Genomic DNA, 16220 nt, shown 5'->3' with positions numbered 1-16220 from the left:
CCGTTTTTGTTGTTATTAATTCTCATAATTTCTATCTCTGTATATAGATGTATCCAGCCTTAGATTGTCCATTGCCATCAAGGTCTATGTAGTTAAATACATAGTAGTAAGTACCTACTGGCAACTCATCACCTTGCTCAATGGTTATTCTACCTTCAGATATTCCTCTAAAGACATTTCCATCTTGACCATAATTATCTGTGTTATACACTTCAACTCCCCAACGATTGAATATCGCTAAGTTGTTCTCTGGATAACATTCAATTTGATCAATTACTAAGAAGTCATTGATGTTATTACCATCTGGTGAGATACCATTGTAAACTTCTGGATCTCCACACACTGTTGGTGGTGGTGGTGGCGCATCAAACTCTAGGTAATCGAAGATTCCGTCGCCATCGGTATCTCTTGTATTACCAGTGTTCGGGTTTTGATCTCCATCAGGATCTGGACCTTCATCAATAGTTGGGAATGGGTCGCCATCATCATTATCATCAAGATAATCTGGGATACCATCAGAATCTGTATCCTGATCTGTTGGATCATTATCACCATCATAATCTTCATAGATAGTGTCCACTGTATCACCATCATCATCCACGTCTCTGTAATCGACATCTTCAGTTCCATCAAGATCTGGAAGTACGCTAGGATCTCCATCTACTTCTAGTCCATCTGGATCTCCAAAGCCATTCAGGTCACCATCGTAATTGTCATCCAATCCATCGATATCAACATCTGCTCCACTAGGTAATACATCTGCGATACCATTATGGTCAAAATCATGTCCTTCCAAACGATCTGGTACGTTATCATTATCTGAATCTGTGTCGATATAATCAGGACTACCGTCACCATCAAAATCAAACTCCTCGATTGGTGATCCATTAATGTCATACGCATCGTCCACTCCATTGCGATCTACATCATTCCCGGTAGGTGCGATGTAGCCAAAGGTTTCTTGAGACTCTACATTATCTGTGATACCATCGTTATCTGCATCTTGATCTAGATAGTCTGGGATTGCATCTAGATCTGTATCTCTAGGAGCTTGAGAAACACCATTTCCATCAATACCGCCATCTTCAGCAGCATCAGGAATACCGTTTTCTCCTTCAGGTCCATCAACCATACCGTCATTATCAGCATCAAGCGCAGAGTTACCCGTTTCATTCACATCATAGACACCGTCGTTGTCACTATCTAAATCTAAATGATTAGGAATGCCATCACCATCAGTATCAAATTCTGGATTGACAACTCCATCATCATTTCCAACCAGTGGATCGTTGTCATCATCGTCGAGGTATGCAGGCACACCGTCATCGTCATTATCAATATCTGGATTAGAACCAACTTCTACGATATCTGGTATACCATCATTATCATCATCTAAATCAAATAACGCAGTATCATCAATAGGATCTAGATAGTTAGGTGTACCGTCTCCATCTGTATCATCATTGGTAGGATCGCCATCATTATTGACGTCTTCACCATTATTCGGATCATTATCAGGTCCACCAGGCTCAAAAGTCAACAATCCATCTTCATCATCATCTTGATCTCTAAAATCAGGATTGTCATTCAGACCGTCACGGTTAGGTAGATCGAAGGCATCATCCATAACTAAGACACCATTTGGATCGTCAAGATCACCAATTGAACCATCAAAAGCATCGTCTAAACCATCGTTATCAGCGTCAGTTCCAGAAGGTGTTAGATCAGGTATACCATCTGCATTGAAGTCAGTACCTTCAATAGCATCAGGAACATTATCACCATCAGAATCCAAATCTAGATAATCAGGCAACGCATCTTGGTTGGTATAGTTGAAATCAACTTCTGTATTCACCGGATTGATTGGTGTTCCCAAAGTATCATAAGCGTCATCGACACCGTTACCATCAGAGTCAACGCCACTAGGTGGGACATAACCACTTGATGATTGCGACTCTATGTTGTCAGTTATACCGTCACCATCAGAATCCTGATCTTTATAGTTTGGTACGTCATCAGCATCTAAATCAGACTCAAGAGGATCGCTGCTAACGCCAGCTCCATCAACACCACCGTCTTCAGCAGCATCAGGAATACCGTTATCACCAGCTGGTCCATCTACCATACCATCATTATCGGCATCTAAATCACCATTACCATTTTCAACAACATCATAGATTCCATCGTTGTCAACATCCAAGTCTAAATGATTAGGGACCCCATCGCCATCTAAATCAGTAGTTGGGTTTACCAGTCCATCTTCATTTCCAACAAAGAAATCATTATCATCATCATCTAAGTAAGAAGGAACACCGTCATTGTCGTTGTCAATATCTGGGTCTTGGCCGTCCAGTTCGACAATATCTGTTATACCGTCGTCGTCGTCATCTAAGTCAATAGGATCTGGTATTCCATCTCCATCAGAATCAAAATAGACAATAGTTGGATCGTCTGGATCGCCATCACCGTTTTGATCAATATCAGCTGGATTATTTGGATCATCAGAAATATCGTTCACAACATCTCCATCTGGATTAGTAGCTGTCCCTAATATGGAGTTGATAGCTCTCTTGTTTCTAACGTCAGCCTCTGTAATAGTGTGACTAGCCACCGCTGTCACTGATTCACCAGGTGCTATAGAGGCAAAACTGGAAGGAATCAATGTTCCTGGATCTGCATTATCATCAGTCAAAACAAGATTACTCAACGTTTGATCACCAGTGTTTGTCACCGTTATACTGAAAGTAAGTACATCACCAACCTGTGTGAATGTTGTTTGATCTGCTGCTTTCAAAATACTGAAGCTGCCATTATTATTTGGAAGGTCCGTATCCGTTGGATCATCTGGGTCGCCGTCGCCGTCAGGATCCTCATCCCTCGGGTTGTTAGGGTCATCAGAGGTATCCGTCACGTCGTCCCCATCAGGGTTCGTTCCCGTGGCAAGTGCCTGGTTCGATACCGTTCCCGCATCAATGTCGGACTGCTGGATCGTGTAGCTTCCCGTAAACGTGGTCTCATCCACATCCCCTGGGGCCAGTGTAGCGATAGGTCCGCCGGTCAATGTACCGTTGACACCATCAAGTAGTGGATCCGTGATCGTGATATCCGTCAACGTAGTCGCTCCGGTGTTCGTTACGGTGAAGCTGTAGCTGATCGTCTCGCCCAACTGTGCGAAACCGTCGCCGTTCTCATCCGTGAACCTGCTCTCCTTCAACAAAGAGATGTCACTGTCATCCGGAAGGTCCGTATCCGTTGGATCATCCGGGTCACCGTCGCCGTCAGGATCCTCATCCCTCGGGTTGTTAGGGTCATCAGAGGTATCCGTCACGTCGTCCCCATCAGGGTTCGTTCCCGTGGCAAGTGCCTGGTTCGATACCGTTCCCGCATCAATGTCGGACTGCTGGATCGTGTAGCTTCCCGTAAACGTGGTCTCATCCACATCCCCTGGGGCCAGTGTAGCGATAGGTCCGCCGGTCAATGTACCGTTGACACCATCAAGTAGTGGATCCGTGATCGTGATATCCGTCAACGTAGTCGCTCCGGTGTTCGTTACGGTGAAGCTGTAGCTGATCGTCTCGCCCAACTGTGCGAAGCCGTCGCCGTTCTCATCCGTGAACCTGCTCTCCTTCAACAAAGAGATGTCACTGTCATCCGGAAGGTCCGTATCAGTTGGATCATCCGGGTCACCGTCGCCGTCAGGATCCTCATCCCTCGGGTTGTTAGGGTCATCAGAGGTATCCGTCACGTCGTCCCCATCAGGGTTCGTTCCCGTGGCAAGTGCCTGGTTCGATACCGTTCCCGCATCAATGTCGGACTGCTGGATCGTGTAGCTTCCCGTAAACGTGGTCTCATCCACATCCCCTGGGGCCAGTGTAGCGATAGGTCCGCCGGTCAATGTACCGTTGACACCATCAAGTAGTGGATCCGTGATCGTGATATCCGTCAACGTAGTCGCTCCGGTGTTCGTTACGGTGAAGCTGTAGCTGATCGTCTCGCCCAACTGTGCGAAGCCGTCGCCGTTCTCATCCGTGAACCTGCTCTCCTTCAACAAAGAGATGTCACTGTCATCCGGAAGGTCCGTATCCGTTGGATCATCTGGGTCACCGTCGCCGTCAGGATCCTCATCCCTCGGGTTGTTAGGGTCATCAGAGGTATCCGTCACGTCGTCCCCATCAGGATTCGTTCCCGTGGCAAGTGCCTGGTTCGATACCGTTCCGGCATCAATGTCGGACTGCTGGATCGTGTAGCTTCCGCTAAAGGTCGTCGTGTCTACCGCTCCAGGTGCCAATGTAGCGATCGGTCCGCCGGTAAGGCTGCCGTTAGGCGCCACCAATAGTGGATCCGTGATCGTGATATCCGTCAACGTAGTCGCTCCGGTGTTCGTTACGGTGAAGCTGTAGCTGATCGTCTCGCCCAACTGTGCGAAGCCGTCACCGTTCTCATCGTTGAACGTGCTCTCCTTAAGCAGCGATATGTCACTGTCATCTGGAAGGTCCGTATCCGTTGGATCGTCTGGGTCACCGTCGCCGTCAGGATCCTCATCCGTCGGGTTGTTAGGGTCATCAGAGGTATCCGTCACATCGTCCCCATCAGGATTCGTTCCCGTGGCAAGTGCCTGGTTCGATACCGTTCCGGCATCAATGTCGGACTGCTGGATCGTGTAGCTTCCGCTAAAGGTCGTCGTGTCTACCGCTCCAGGTGCCAATGTAGCGATCGGTCCGCCGGTAAGGCTGCCGTTAGGCGCCACCAATAGTGGATCCGTGATCGTGATATCCGTCAACGTAGTCGCTCCGGTGTTCGTTACGGTGAAGCTGTAGCTGATCGTCTCGCCCAACTGTGCGAAGCCGTCACCGTTCTCATCGTTGAACGTGCTCTCCTTAAGCAGCGATATGTCACTGTCATCTGGAAGGTCCGTATCCGTTGGATCGTCTGGGTCACCGTCGCCGTCAGGATCCTCATCCGTCGGGTTGTTAGGGTCATCAGAGGTATCCGTCACATCGTCCCCATCAGGATTCGTTCCCGTGGCAAGTGCCTGGTTCGATACCGTTCCGGCATCAATGTCGGACTGCTGGATCGTGTAGCTTCCGCTAAAGGTCGTCGTGTCCACCGCTCCAGGTGCAAGGCTCGCGATCGGTCCACCGGTAAGGCTGCCGTTAGGCGCCACCAATAGTGGATCCGTGATCGTGATATCCGTCAACGTAGTCGCTCCGGTGTTCGTTACCGTGAAGCTGTAGCTGATCGTCTCGCCCAACTGTGCGAAGCCGTCACCGTTCTCATCGTTGAACCTGCTCTCCTTCAACAAAGAGATGTCACTGTCATCCGGAAGGTCCGTATCCGTTGGATCGTCTGGGTCACCGTCGCCGTCAGGATCCTCATCCGTCGGGTTGTTAGGGTCATCAGAGGTATCCGTCACATCGTCCCCATCAGGATTCGTTCCCGTGGCAAGTGCCTGGTTCGATACCGTTCCGGCATCAATGTCGGACTGCTGGATCGTGTAGCTTCCGCTAAAGGTCGTCGTGTCTACCGCTCCAGTTGCCAATGTAGCGATCGGTCCGCCGGTAAGGCTGCCGTTAGGCGCCACCAATAGTGGATCCGTGATCGTGATATCCGTCAACGTAGTCGCTCCGGTGTTCGTTACGGTGAAGCTGTAGCTGATCGTCTCGCCCAACTGTGCGAAGCCGTCACCGTTCTCATCGTTGAACGTGCTCTCCTTAAGCAGCGATATGTCACTGTCATCCGGTAGGTCCGTATCCGTTGGATCGTCTGGGTCACCGTCGCCGTCAGGATCCTCATCCGTCGGGTTGTTAGGGTCATCAGAGGTATCCGTCACATCGTCCCCATCAGGATTCGTTCCCGTGGCAAGTGCCTGGTTCGATACCGTTCCGGCATCAATGTCGGACTGCTGGATCGTGTAGCTTCCGCTAAAGGTCGTCGTGTCTACCGCTCCAGGTGCCAATGTAGCGATCGGTCCGCCGGTAAGGCTGCCGTTAGGCGCCACCAATAGTGGATCCGTGATCGTGATATCCGCCAACGTAGTCGCTCCGGTGTTCGTTACGGTGAAGCTGTAGCTGATCGTCTCGCCCAACTGTGCAAAGCCGTCACCGTTCTCATCGTTGAACGTGCTCTCCTTAAGCAGCGATATGTCACTGTCATCCGGTAGGTCCGTCACGGTCGTGTCGTCCTCCAGGTTGCTGTTGTCATCCGAAAGGTCGCTGACATCATCTCCGTCGGGTGTCGTTCCCGTAGCCGTAGCCTGGTTCGATACGCTCTGCGCATCGATGTCGGACTGCTGGATCGTGTAGCTTCCGCTAAAGGTAGCCGTGTCCACCGCTCCAGGTGCCAGTGTAGCGATGGGACCGCCAGTCAACGTACCGTTGGCACCATCAAGTAGTGGATCCGTTACCGTTACATTCGTAAGGGTCGTAGCTCCACTGTTCGTTACCTCGAAGCTATAGCTGATCGTCTCGCCCAACTGTGCAAAGCCATCGCCATTCTCATCGTTGAACACAGAGGTCTTGATGATCGATATCTCGCTGTCCTCGGGAAGGTCCGTATCCGTTGGATCATTCTCCAGGTTGCTGTTGTCATCCGAAAGGTCGCTGACATCATCTCCGTCGGGTGTCGTTCCCGTAGCCGTAGCCTGGTTCGATACGCTCTGCGCATCGATGTCGGACTGCTGGATCGTGTAGCTTCCGCTAAAGGTAGCCGTGTCCACCGCTCCAGGTGCCAGTGTAGCGATGGGACCGCCAGTCAACGTACCGTTGGCACCATCAAGTAGTGGATCCGTTACCGTTACATTCGTAAGGGTCGTAGCTCCACTGTTCGTTACCTCGAAGCTATAGCTGATCGTCTCGCCCAACTGTGCAAAGCCATCGCCATTCTCATCGTTGAACACAGAGGTCTTGATGATCGATATCTCGCTGTCCTCGGGAAGGTCCGTATCCGTTGGATCATTCTCCAGGTTGCTGTTGTCATCCGAAAGGTCGCTGACATCATCTCCGTCGGGTGTCGTTCCCGTAGCCGTAGCCTGGTTCGATACGCTCTGCGCATCGATGTCGGACTGCTGGATCGTGTAGCTTCCACTAAAGGTCGTCGTGTCCGTTGCTCCTGGTGCCAGTGTAGCGATGGGACCGCCAGTCAACGTACCGTTGGCACCATCAAGTAGTGGATCCGTTACCGTTACGTTCGTTAGGGTCGTAGCTCCACTGTTCGTTACCTCGAAGCTGTAGCTGATCGTCTCGCCCAACTGTGCGAAGCCATCGCCGTTCTCATCGTTGAACACCGACGTCTTGATGATCGATATCTCGCTGTCCTCGGGAAGGTCCGTCACGGTCGTGTCGTCCTCCAGGTTGCTGTTGTCATCCGAAAGGTCACTGACATCATCTCCATCAGGTGTCGTTCCCGTTGCCGTAGCCTGGTTCGATACGCTCTGCGCATCGATGTCGGACTGCTGGATCGTGTAGCTTCCACTAAAGGTCGTCGTGTCCGTTGCTCCTGGTGCCAGTGTAGCGATGGGACCGCCAGTCAACGTACCGTTGGCACCATCAAGTAGTGGATCCGTTACCGTTACGTTCGTTAGGGTCGTAGCTCCACTGTTCGTTACCTCGAAGCTGTAGCTGATCGTCTCGCCCAACTGTGCAAAGCCATCGCCATTCTCATCGTTGAAAACCGAGGTCTTGATGATCGATATCTCGCTGTCCTCGGGTAGGTCCGTCACGGTCGTGTCGTCCTCCAGGTTGCTGTTGTCATCCGAAAGGTCACTGACATCATCTCCATCAGGTGTCGTTCCCGTTGCCGTAGCCTGGTTCGATACGCTCTGCGCATCGATGTCGGACTGCTGGATCGTGTAGCTTCCGCTAAAGGTAGCCGTGTCCACCGCTCCAGGTGCAAGGCTCGCGATCGGGCCGCCAGTCAATGTACCGTTGGCACCATCAAGTAGTGGATCCGTTACCGTTACATTCGTAAGGGTCGTAGCTCCACTGTTCGTTACCTCGAAGCTATAGCTGATCGTCTCGCCCAACTGTGCGAAGCCATCGCCGTTCTCATCGTTGAACACCGACGTCTTGATGATCGATATCTCGCTGTCCTCGGGAAGGTCCGTCACGGTCGTGTCATCCTCAATTGGACTATTATCATCAGAAGTATCCGTGACATTATTATTATCAGGATCTTGTCCAGTAACAATTGCTTGATTCGTGACTTGTAAATTATCAATATCCGACTGCTGGATCGTATAGCTTCCACTAAAGGTCGTCATGTCTACCGCACCAGGTGCAAGGCTCGCAATAGGAGCGCCAGAAAGTGAACCATTTATTCCTTGTAATAATGGGTCAGATAAGATAATGTTAGTAATTGTCCTATTACCCGCATTTCTTATAGTAAATGCATAACTAACAGTTTCACCCACCTGAGCGGACCCATCTCCATTCTCATCATTAAAGGTTCCTCTTTTAATAAGGGTAATCGCATCGACGGCATCGTAAGTGGTTATAGTAGGATCGTTTTCGAAATTACTATTATCATCTGATAGATCCGTAACATTCGAATTATCGGGATCTTGTGCTTCGACCGTTGCTTGATTGCTGACTTGTAATGCGTTTACGTCAGTTAAGGATAAAGTATAAGTTCCTACAAACGTATTCGAATCACTTGCGCCAGGTACAAGGCTCGCAATAGGACCACCCGTAAGACTGCCGTTTGGTGCCACTAATAACGGGTCTGCAATAATAACGTTAGTTAATGTAACATTTCCGGTATTTGTTACTACAAAAGAATAACTTATAGTTTCGCCAACCTGCGCCACTCCATCATTGTTCTCATCGTTGAAAACCCCTATTTTAATCAAAGATATTCTAGCATTTTTAGGAAGGTCCGTCACGGTCGTGTCGTCCTCCAGGTTGCTGTTGTCATCCGAAAGGTCGCTGACATCATCTCCGTCGGGTGTCGTTCCCGTAGCCGTAGCCTGGTTCGATACGCTCTGCGCATCGATGTCGGACTGCTGGATCGTGTAGCTTCCGCTAAAGGTCGTCGTGTCCACCGCTCCAGGTGCAAGGCTCGCGATCGGGCCGCCGGTAAGGCTGCCGTTAGGCGCCACCAATAGTGGATCCGTTACCGTTACATTCGTTAGGGTCGTAGCTCCACTGTTCGTTACCTCGAAGCTGTAGCTGATCGTCTCGCCCAACTGTGCAAAGCCATCGCCGTTCTCATCGTTGAACACCGACGTCTTGATGATCGATATCTCGCTGTCCTCGGGAAGGTCCGTATCCGTTGGATCATTCTCCAGGTTGCTGTTGTCATCCGAAAGGTCACTGACATCATCTCCATCAGGTGTCGTTCCCGTAGCCGTAGCCTGGTTCGATACGCTCTGCGCATCGATGTCGGACTGCTGGATCGTGTAGCTTCCACTAAAGGTCGTCGTGTCCGTTGCTCCTGGTGCCAGTGTAGCGATGGGACCGCCAGTCAACGTACCGTTGGCACCATCAAGTAGTGGATCCGTTACCGTTACGTTCGTTAGGGTCGTAGCTCCACTGTTCGTTACCTCGAAGCTGTAGCTGATCGTCTCGCCCAACTGTGCAAAGCCATCGCCATTCTCATCGTTGAAAACCGAGGTCTTGATGATCGATATCTCGCTGTCCTCGGGTAGGTCCGTCACGGTCGTGTCGTCCTCCAGGTTGCTGTTGTCATCCGAAAGGTCACTGACATCATCTCCATCAGGTGTCGTTCCCGTTGCCGTAGCCTGGTTCGATACGCTCTGCGCATCGATGTCGGACTGCTGGATCGTGTAGCTTCCGCTAAAGGTAGCCGTGTCCACCGCTCCAGGTGCAAGGCTCGCGATCGGGCCGCCAGTCAATGTACCGTTGGCACCATCAAGTAGTGGATCCGTTACCGTTACATTCGTAAGGGTCGTAGCTCCACTGTTCGTTACCTCGAAGCTGTAGCTGATCGTCTCGCCCAACTGTGCGAAGCCATCGCCGTTCTCATCGTTGAACACCGACGTCTTGATGATCGATATCTCGCTGTCCTCGGGAAGGTCCGTCACGGTCGTGTCGTCCTCCAGGTTGCTGTTGTCATCCGAAAGGTCACTGACATCATCTCCATCAGGTGTCGTTCCCGTTGCCGTAGCCTGGTTCGATACGCTCTGCGCATCGATGTCGGACTGCTGGATCGTGTAGCTTCCACTAAAGGTCGTCGTGTCCGTTGCTCCTGGTGCCAGTGTAGCGATGGGACCGCCAGTCAACGTACCGTTGGCACCATCAAGTAGTGGATCCGTTACCGTTACGTTCGTTAGGGTCGTAGCTCCACTGTTCGTTACCTCGAAGCTATAGCTGATCGTCTCGCCCAACTGTGCAAAGCCATCGCCATTCTCATCGTTGAAAACCGAGGTCTTGATGATCGATATCTCGCTGTCCTCGGGTAGGTCCGTCACGGTCGTGTCGTCCTCCAGGTTGCTGTTGTCATCCGAAAGGTCACTGACATCATCTCCATCAGGTGTCGTTCCCGTTGCCGTAGCCTGGTTCGATACGCTCTGCGCATCGATGTCGGACTGCTGGATCGTGTAGCTTCCGCTAAAGGTAGCAGTGTCCACCGCTCCAGGTGCAAGGCTCGCGATCGGGCCGCCAGTCAATGTACCGTTGGCACCATCAAGTAGTGGATCCGTTACCGTTACGTTCGTTAGGGTCGTAGCTCCACTGTTCGTTACCTCGAAGCTGTAGCTGATCGTCTCGCCCAACTGTGCGAAGCCATCGCCGTTCTCATCGTTGAACACCGAGGTCTTGATGATCGATATCTCGCTGTCCTCGGGAAGGTCCGTCACGGTCGTGTCGTCCTCCAGGTTGCTGTTGTCATCCGAAAGGTCACTGACATCATCTCCATCAGGTGTCGTTCCCGTAGCCGTAGCCTGGTTCGATACGCTCTGCGCATCGATGTCGGACTGCTGGATCGTGTAGCTTCCACTAAAGGTCGTCGTGTCCGTTGCTCCTGGTGCCAGTGTAGCGATGGGACCGCCAGTCAACGTACCGTTGGCACCATCAAGTAGTGGATCCGTTACCGTTACATTCGTTAGGGTCGTAGCTCCACTGTTCGTTACCTCGAAGCTGTAGCTGATCGTCTCGCCCAACTGTGCAAAGCCATCGCCATTCTCATCGTTGAACACAGAGGTCTTGATGATCGATATCTCGCTGTCCTCGGGTAGGTCCGTCACGGTCGTGTCGTCCTCCAGGTTGCTGTTGTCATCCGAAAGGTCGCTGACATCATCTCCATCAGGTGTCGTTCCCGTTGCCGTAGCCTGGTTCGATACGCTCTGCGCATCGATGTCGGACTGCTGGATCGTGTAGCTTCCGCTAAAGGTAGCCGTGTCCACCGCTCCAGGTGCAAGGCTCGCGATCGGGCCGCCAGTCAATGTACCGTTGGCACCATCAAGTAGTGGATCCGTTACCGTTACGTTCGTAAGGGTCGTAGCTCCACTGTTCGTTACCTCGAAGCTATAGCTGATCGTCTCGCCCAACTGTGCGAAGCCATCGCCGTTCTCATCGTTGAACACCGACGTCTTGATGATCGATATCTCGCTGTCCTCGGGAAGGTCCGTATCCGTTGGATCATTCTCCAGGTTGCTGTTGTCATCCGAAAGGTCGCTGACATCATCTCCGTCGGGTGTCGTTCCCGTAGCCGTAGCCTGGTTCGATACGCTCTGCGCATCGATGTCGGACTGCTGGATCGTGTAGCTTCCACTAAAGGTCGTCGTGTCCGTTGCTCCTGGTGCCAGTGTAGCGATGGGACCGCCAGTCAACGTACCGTTGGCACCATCAAGTAGTGGATCCGTTACCGTTACGTTCGTTAGGGTCGTAGCTCCACTGTTCGTTACCTCGAAGCTGTAGCTGATCGTCTCGCCCAACTGTGCAAAGCCATCGCCATTCTCATCGTTGAAAACCGAGGTCTTGATGATCGATATCTCGCTGTCCTCGGGAAGGTCCGTCACGGTCGTGTCGTCCTCCAGGTTGCTGTTGTCATCCGAAAGGTCACTGACATCATCTCCATCAGGTGTCGTTCCCGTTGCCGTAGCCTGGTTCGATACGCTCTGCGCATCGATGTCGGACTGCTGGATCGTGTAGCTTCCGCTAAAGGTAGCCGTGTCCACCGCTCCAGGTGCAAGGCTCGCGATCGGGCCGCCAGTCAATGTACCGTTGGCACCATCAAGTAGTGGATCCGTTACCGTTACATTCGTAAGGGTCGTAGCTCCACTGTTCGTTACCTCGAAGCTATAGCTGATCGTCTCGCCCAACTGTGCAAAGCCATCGCCATTCTCATCGTTGAACACCGACGTCTTGATGATCGATATCTCGCTGTCCTCGGGAAGGTCCGTATCCGTTGGATCATTCTCCAGGTTGCTGTTGTCATCCGAAAGGTCGCTGACATCATCTCCGTCGGGTGTCGTTCCCGTAGCCGTAGCCTGGTTCGATACGCTCTGCGCATCGATGTCGGACTGCTGGATCGTGTAGCTTCCACTAAAGGTCGTCGTGTCCGTTGCTCCTGGTGCCAGTGTAGCGATGGGACCGCCAGTCAACGTACCGTTGGCACCATCAAGTAGTGGATCCGTTACCGTTACGTTCGTTAGGGTCGTAGCTCCACTGTTCGTTACCTCGAAGCTGTAGCTGATCGTCTCGCCCAACTGTGCGAAGCCATCGCCGTTCTCATCGTTGAACACCGACGTCTTGATGATCGATATCTCGCTGTCCTCGGGAAGGTCCGTATCCGTTGGATCATTCTCCAGGTTGCTGTTGTCATCCGAAAGGTCCGTGACCTGTGTGTTCTGTGGGGTCGTCCCAATAGCTGTAGCCTGATTGCTGAATCGACCAGTGTTGATGTCTGCCTGGGTAACTCTATAGCTTCCCGTAAAAGTCGTAGCATTGGTTGCTCCTGGCGCAAGGCTCGCAATAGGACCACCTGTGATCGAACCGTTTGGCGCCACCAATAATGGATCCGTAACCCTAACATTGGTAAGGGTCTGGTTACCCGTATTCGTTACAGTGAAGCTGTAGGTGATCACCTCGCCTACCTGCGCTCTACCGTCATTGTTATTCGCTGCCGTTCCGCTGCCACTATCAGTGAAAGTTCCAGTCTTGATGATCGCAATGGAAGGAGCAGAAGGAACCGTGGTTACCGTTGGATCGTTCTGTAGATTGCTGTTGTCATCCGAAAGGTCCGTGACCTGTGTGTTCTGTGGGGTCGTCCCAATAGCTGTAGCCTGATTGCTGAATCGACCAGTGTTGATGTCTGCCTGGGTAACTCTATAGCTTCCCGTAAAAGTCGTAGCATCGGTTGCTCCTGGCGCAAGGCTCGCAATAGGACCACCTGTGATCGAACCGTTTGGCGCCACCAATAATGGATCCGTAACCCTAACATTGGTAAGGATCTGGTTACCCGTATTCGTTACAGTGAAGCTGTAGGTGATCACCTCGCCTACCTGCGCTCTACCGTCATTGTTATTCGCTGCCGTTCCGCTGCCACTATCAGTGAAAGTTCCAGTCTTGATGATCGCAATGGAAGGAGCAGAAGGAACCGTGGTTACCGTTGGATCGTTCTGTAGATTGCTGTTGTCATCCGAAAGGTCCGTGACCTGTGTGTTCTGTGGGGTCGTCCCAATAGCTGTAGCCTGATTGCTGAATCGACCAGTGTTGATGTCTGCCTGGGTAACTCTATAGCTTCCCGTAAAAGTCGTAGCATTGGTTGCTCCTGGCGCAAGGCTCGCAATAGGACCACCTGTGATCGAACCGTTTGGCGCCACCAATAATGGATCCGTAACCCTAACATTGGTAAGGGTCTGGTTACCCGTATTCGTTACAGTGAAGCTGTAGGTGATCACCTCGCCTACCTGCGCTCTACCGTCATTGTTATTCGCTGCCGTTCCGCTGCCACTATCAGTGAAAGTTCCAGTCTTGATGATCGCAATAGCACCGTTTGTTGTCAAAGGAGTGACCGTAATGTCATCGGGATTACCATTACCATTGGTGTCAACATTTGTATTGTTTCCAGGGTCATCAGACAAATCGGTGATTGTATCGCCAGTAGGATTTGTTGAAGTTCCTGAAATTTGATTCAAAACTCTTCCCGCGTCAAGTTCTGGCTGAGTAATAGAGTGTGTACTAGTTAAATTTACAGATGCTCCAGCAGCAAGAGACGCTATCTGAGTCTGACTAAGAGTGCCATTGTTATCTGTAAGAGAAATATTGGATAAAGTGGAATTACCTGTGTTAGTAACGACTACATCGTAAGTGATCGTTTGACCTACTGAATTGTAAGTACCAGGCCTGTCTGCTTTTGTAATCGCGAGAGAAGACCCTACGATAAGTAAAGCTGAATTACTGGTAACGTTTGAACATTTATATGACGAACTAGTTACTATAACTCTATAAAGGTTTCTATTAAATGAAGCCGGTGCGTTAGTTACTGTAAGCGTATTCGTATTTACACCACTATAATTAGCATTATTAGAAATATTAGTAAATGCTCCACCTGTACTCACTTGCCATCTATATACAGGATTACTTCCTGTAACTGTAACACTAAATTGGGTGGTATTATTCCCTGCGATAATAGCCGTATCGTTTTGAGGTTGCGAAGTAATTACAATTGGGGTGCCAGCTTCTCTGGCATCTGAAGTCCCATTGTTGTTTCCGTCTGCTGGTCGTACGTTATAATCAGTTCCGGCTGCATTCACTGTTTGACCGCCGCCACTTGTCACCAAACCATTAGCATTAACCGTAACTGGCTGGCCACCTACCTGACCATCACCGTCAGGATCTTGAAAGCCACCTTCAATAACATCCGTACATCCATCGTTGTCTGCATCTCTATCTATTCTATTTGGGAAGGCGTCATTATCATTATTAGCAGTGTTACCACCTTCGTCAACATCAGTTATCCCATCATTATCATCATCTAGATCCACAGAGTCCGCAACACCATCACGGTCAAAGTCAGGACCGTCAACGAAATCACGATTAACGATAGAAGCCTCAAACAGCCTCACATTAATTCTATTATCGTTAGCACCATCTACATCTGAAACCGAAGCCAATGCAAAGCCAGTTGGAACATCAGTAGCAGGGTCCACCTCTCTAACGACAAAATCTTCAAAACCTTGATTAGGATCACGAGTCACTTGGAATTGATAAGCACCATTAGCTCCAGTTGTAGTTGTAGCAATTAAAGTCCCGTCAGGACGTTCCAACCTCACGGTGACTCCAGAAATAGGCGTGCCGTCATCACGACGAACCGTACCACATATTAACGGTTGAGTAACGAAAACTGTCACCGGTTGTTGATATTGAGCGCGCTCTAATACCAGGGCATAATACCTATCAGGCTGTCTACCGTTTCCTATTTTACCTATTCGAAAAGTAAAAGAATTTCTATTTTCATAATAGTTACTAAACGTATAACGAGGATCTTCAGAAATTGGGCTGTCGTTTGCAGACGGCGCCGTTTGATTATCTACGTTACGTCCTCTAATGATATTACCATTTTGGGTAATATCAATCTCTGTTACAGCAGACCTCGTGTACGCATCGGTTAATGAAAGTTCTTGGAATTCTTGAAGAGGCCCGTCAGCATACAATGCTCCATCTATATCAAATGGTGTCGCATAAAAACAAACACTTGTTGCAGGCGTGTTCGTTCCACTAATAACAAGGTCAATTCTAAATAAGGCACTAAGCTCTCCAGAAACGTTAGTATTTAACCTTGGCTGGAACGCTCTTGCTAAACCACTACTGGTAACATCGATTTCGAGAAGCTGCGTTCTATTAAGCTCTAGTATGGTTACCAGAACGTCGATAGCAGGGTTTTGATTAATTGATCCTGCTGCATTTGCAAATCGATAACGAGTACCGACCGCAAGTGGAGCTCCTCCATTGTCGATAACAGGAGTCGAAGAAAAGGAAACGACCTCAAAACAGTTCTCTCTTAAACAGGAACGCGATTGACCTATCGCAGTAAGCGAAGACAATCCAATAATAAATAATAGTAAAAAACGTAGTGAAGATTTTTTTACAAAAGTAGAGTTGCTCATTGACTATTTGATTAAATGATTCAATAGCACTAAATAAGGGAACTCACCTAATTGCAAAAACAAAAAATGTGCAGCTGATACTAATCCCCTAACTTTAGTAACATTGCCTCAAGGCTTATCGCCTCTTAGACCAACAAAATTACTCTAATTACTG

The 16220-nt window shown here is 50.1% G+C and carries 1 protein-coding gene; it reads right to left on the bottom strand.

All coding sequences use genetic code 11. The features are described 5' to 3' along the window. Nucleotides 1-31 precede the first annotated feature (31 nt). Nucleotides 32-16066, bottom strand: coding sequence for a gliding motility-associated C-terminal domain-containing protein (locus tag AAU57_RS14985; RefSeq protein WP_055411930.1), 16035 nt, complete (start codon nucleotides 16064-16066; stop codon nucleotides 32-34). Nucleotides 16067-16220 lie beyond the last annotated feature (154 nt).

Origin of the sequence: Nonlabens sp. YIK11, assembly GCF_001413925.1 — a bacterium.
GTDB lineage: Bacteria > Bacteroidota > Bacteroidia > Flavobacteriales > Flavobacteriaceae > Nonlabens.
This window is presented reverse-complemented; position numbering and strand designations above follow the sequence as displayed.

Coding starts and splice junctions, on each gene's coding strand:
- AAU57_RS14985 (WP_055411930.1), bottom strand. CDS start 16,066: ATGAGCAACTCTACTTTTGTAAAAAAATCTTCACTACGTTTTTTACTA.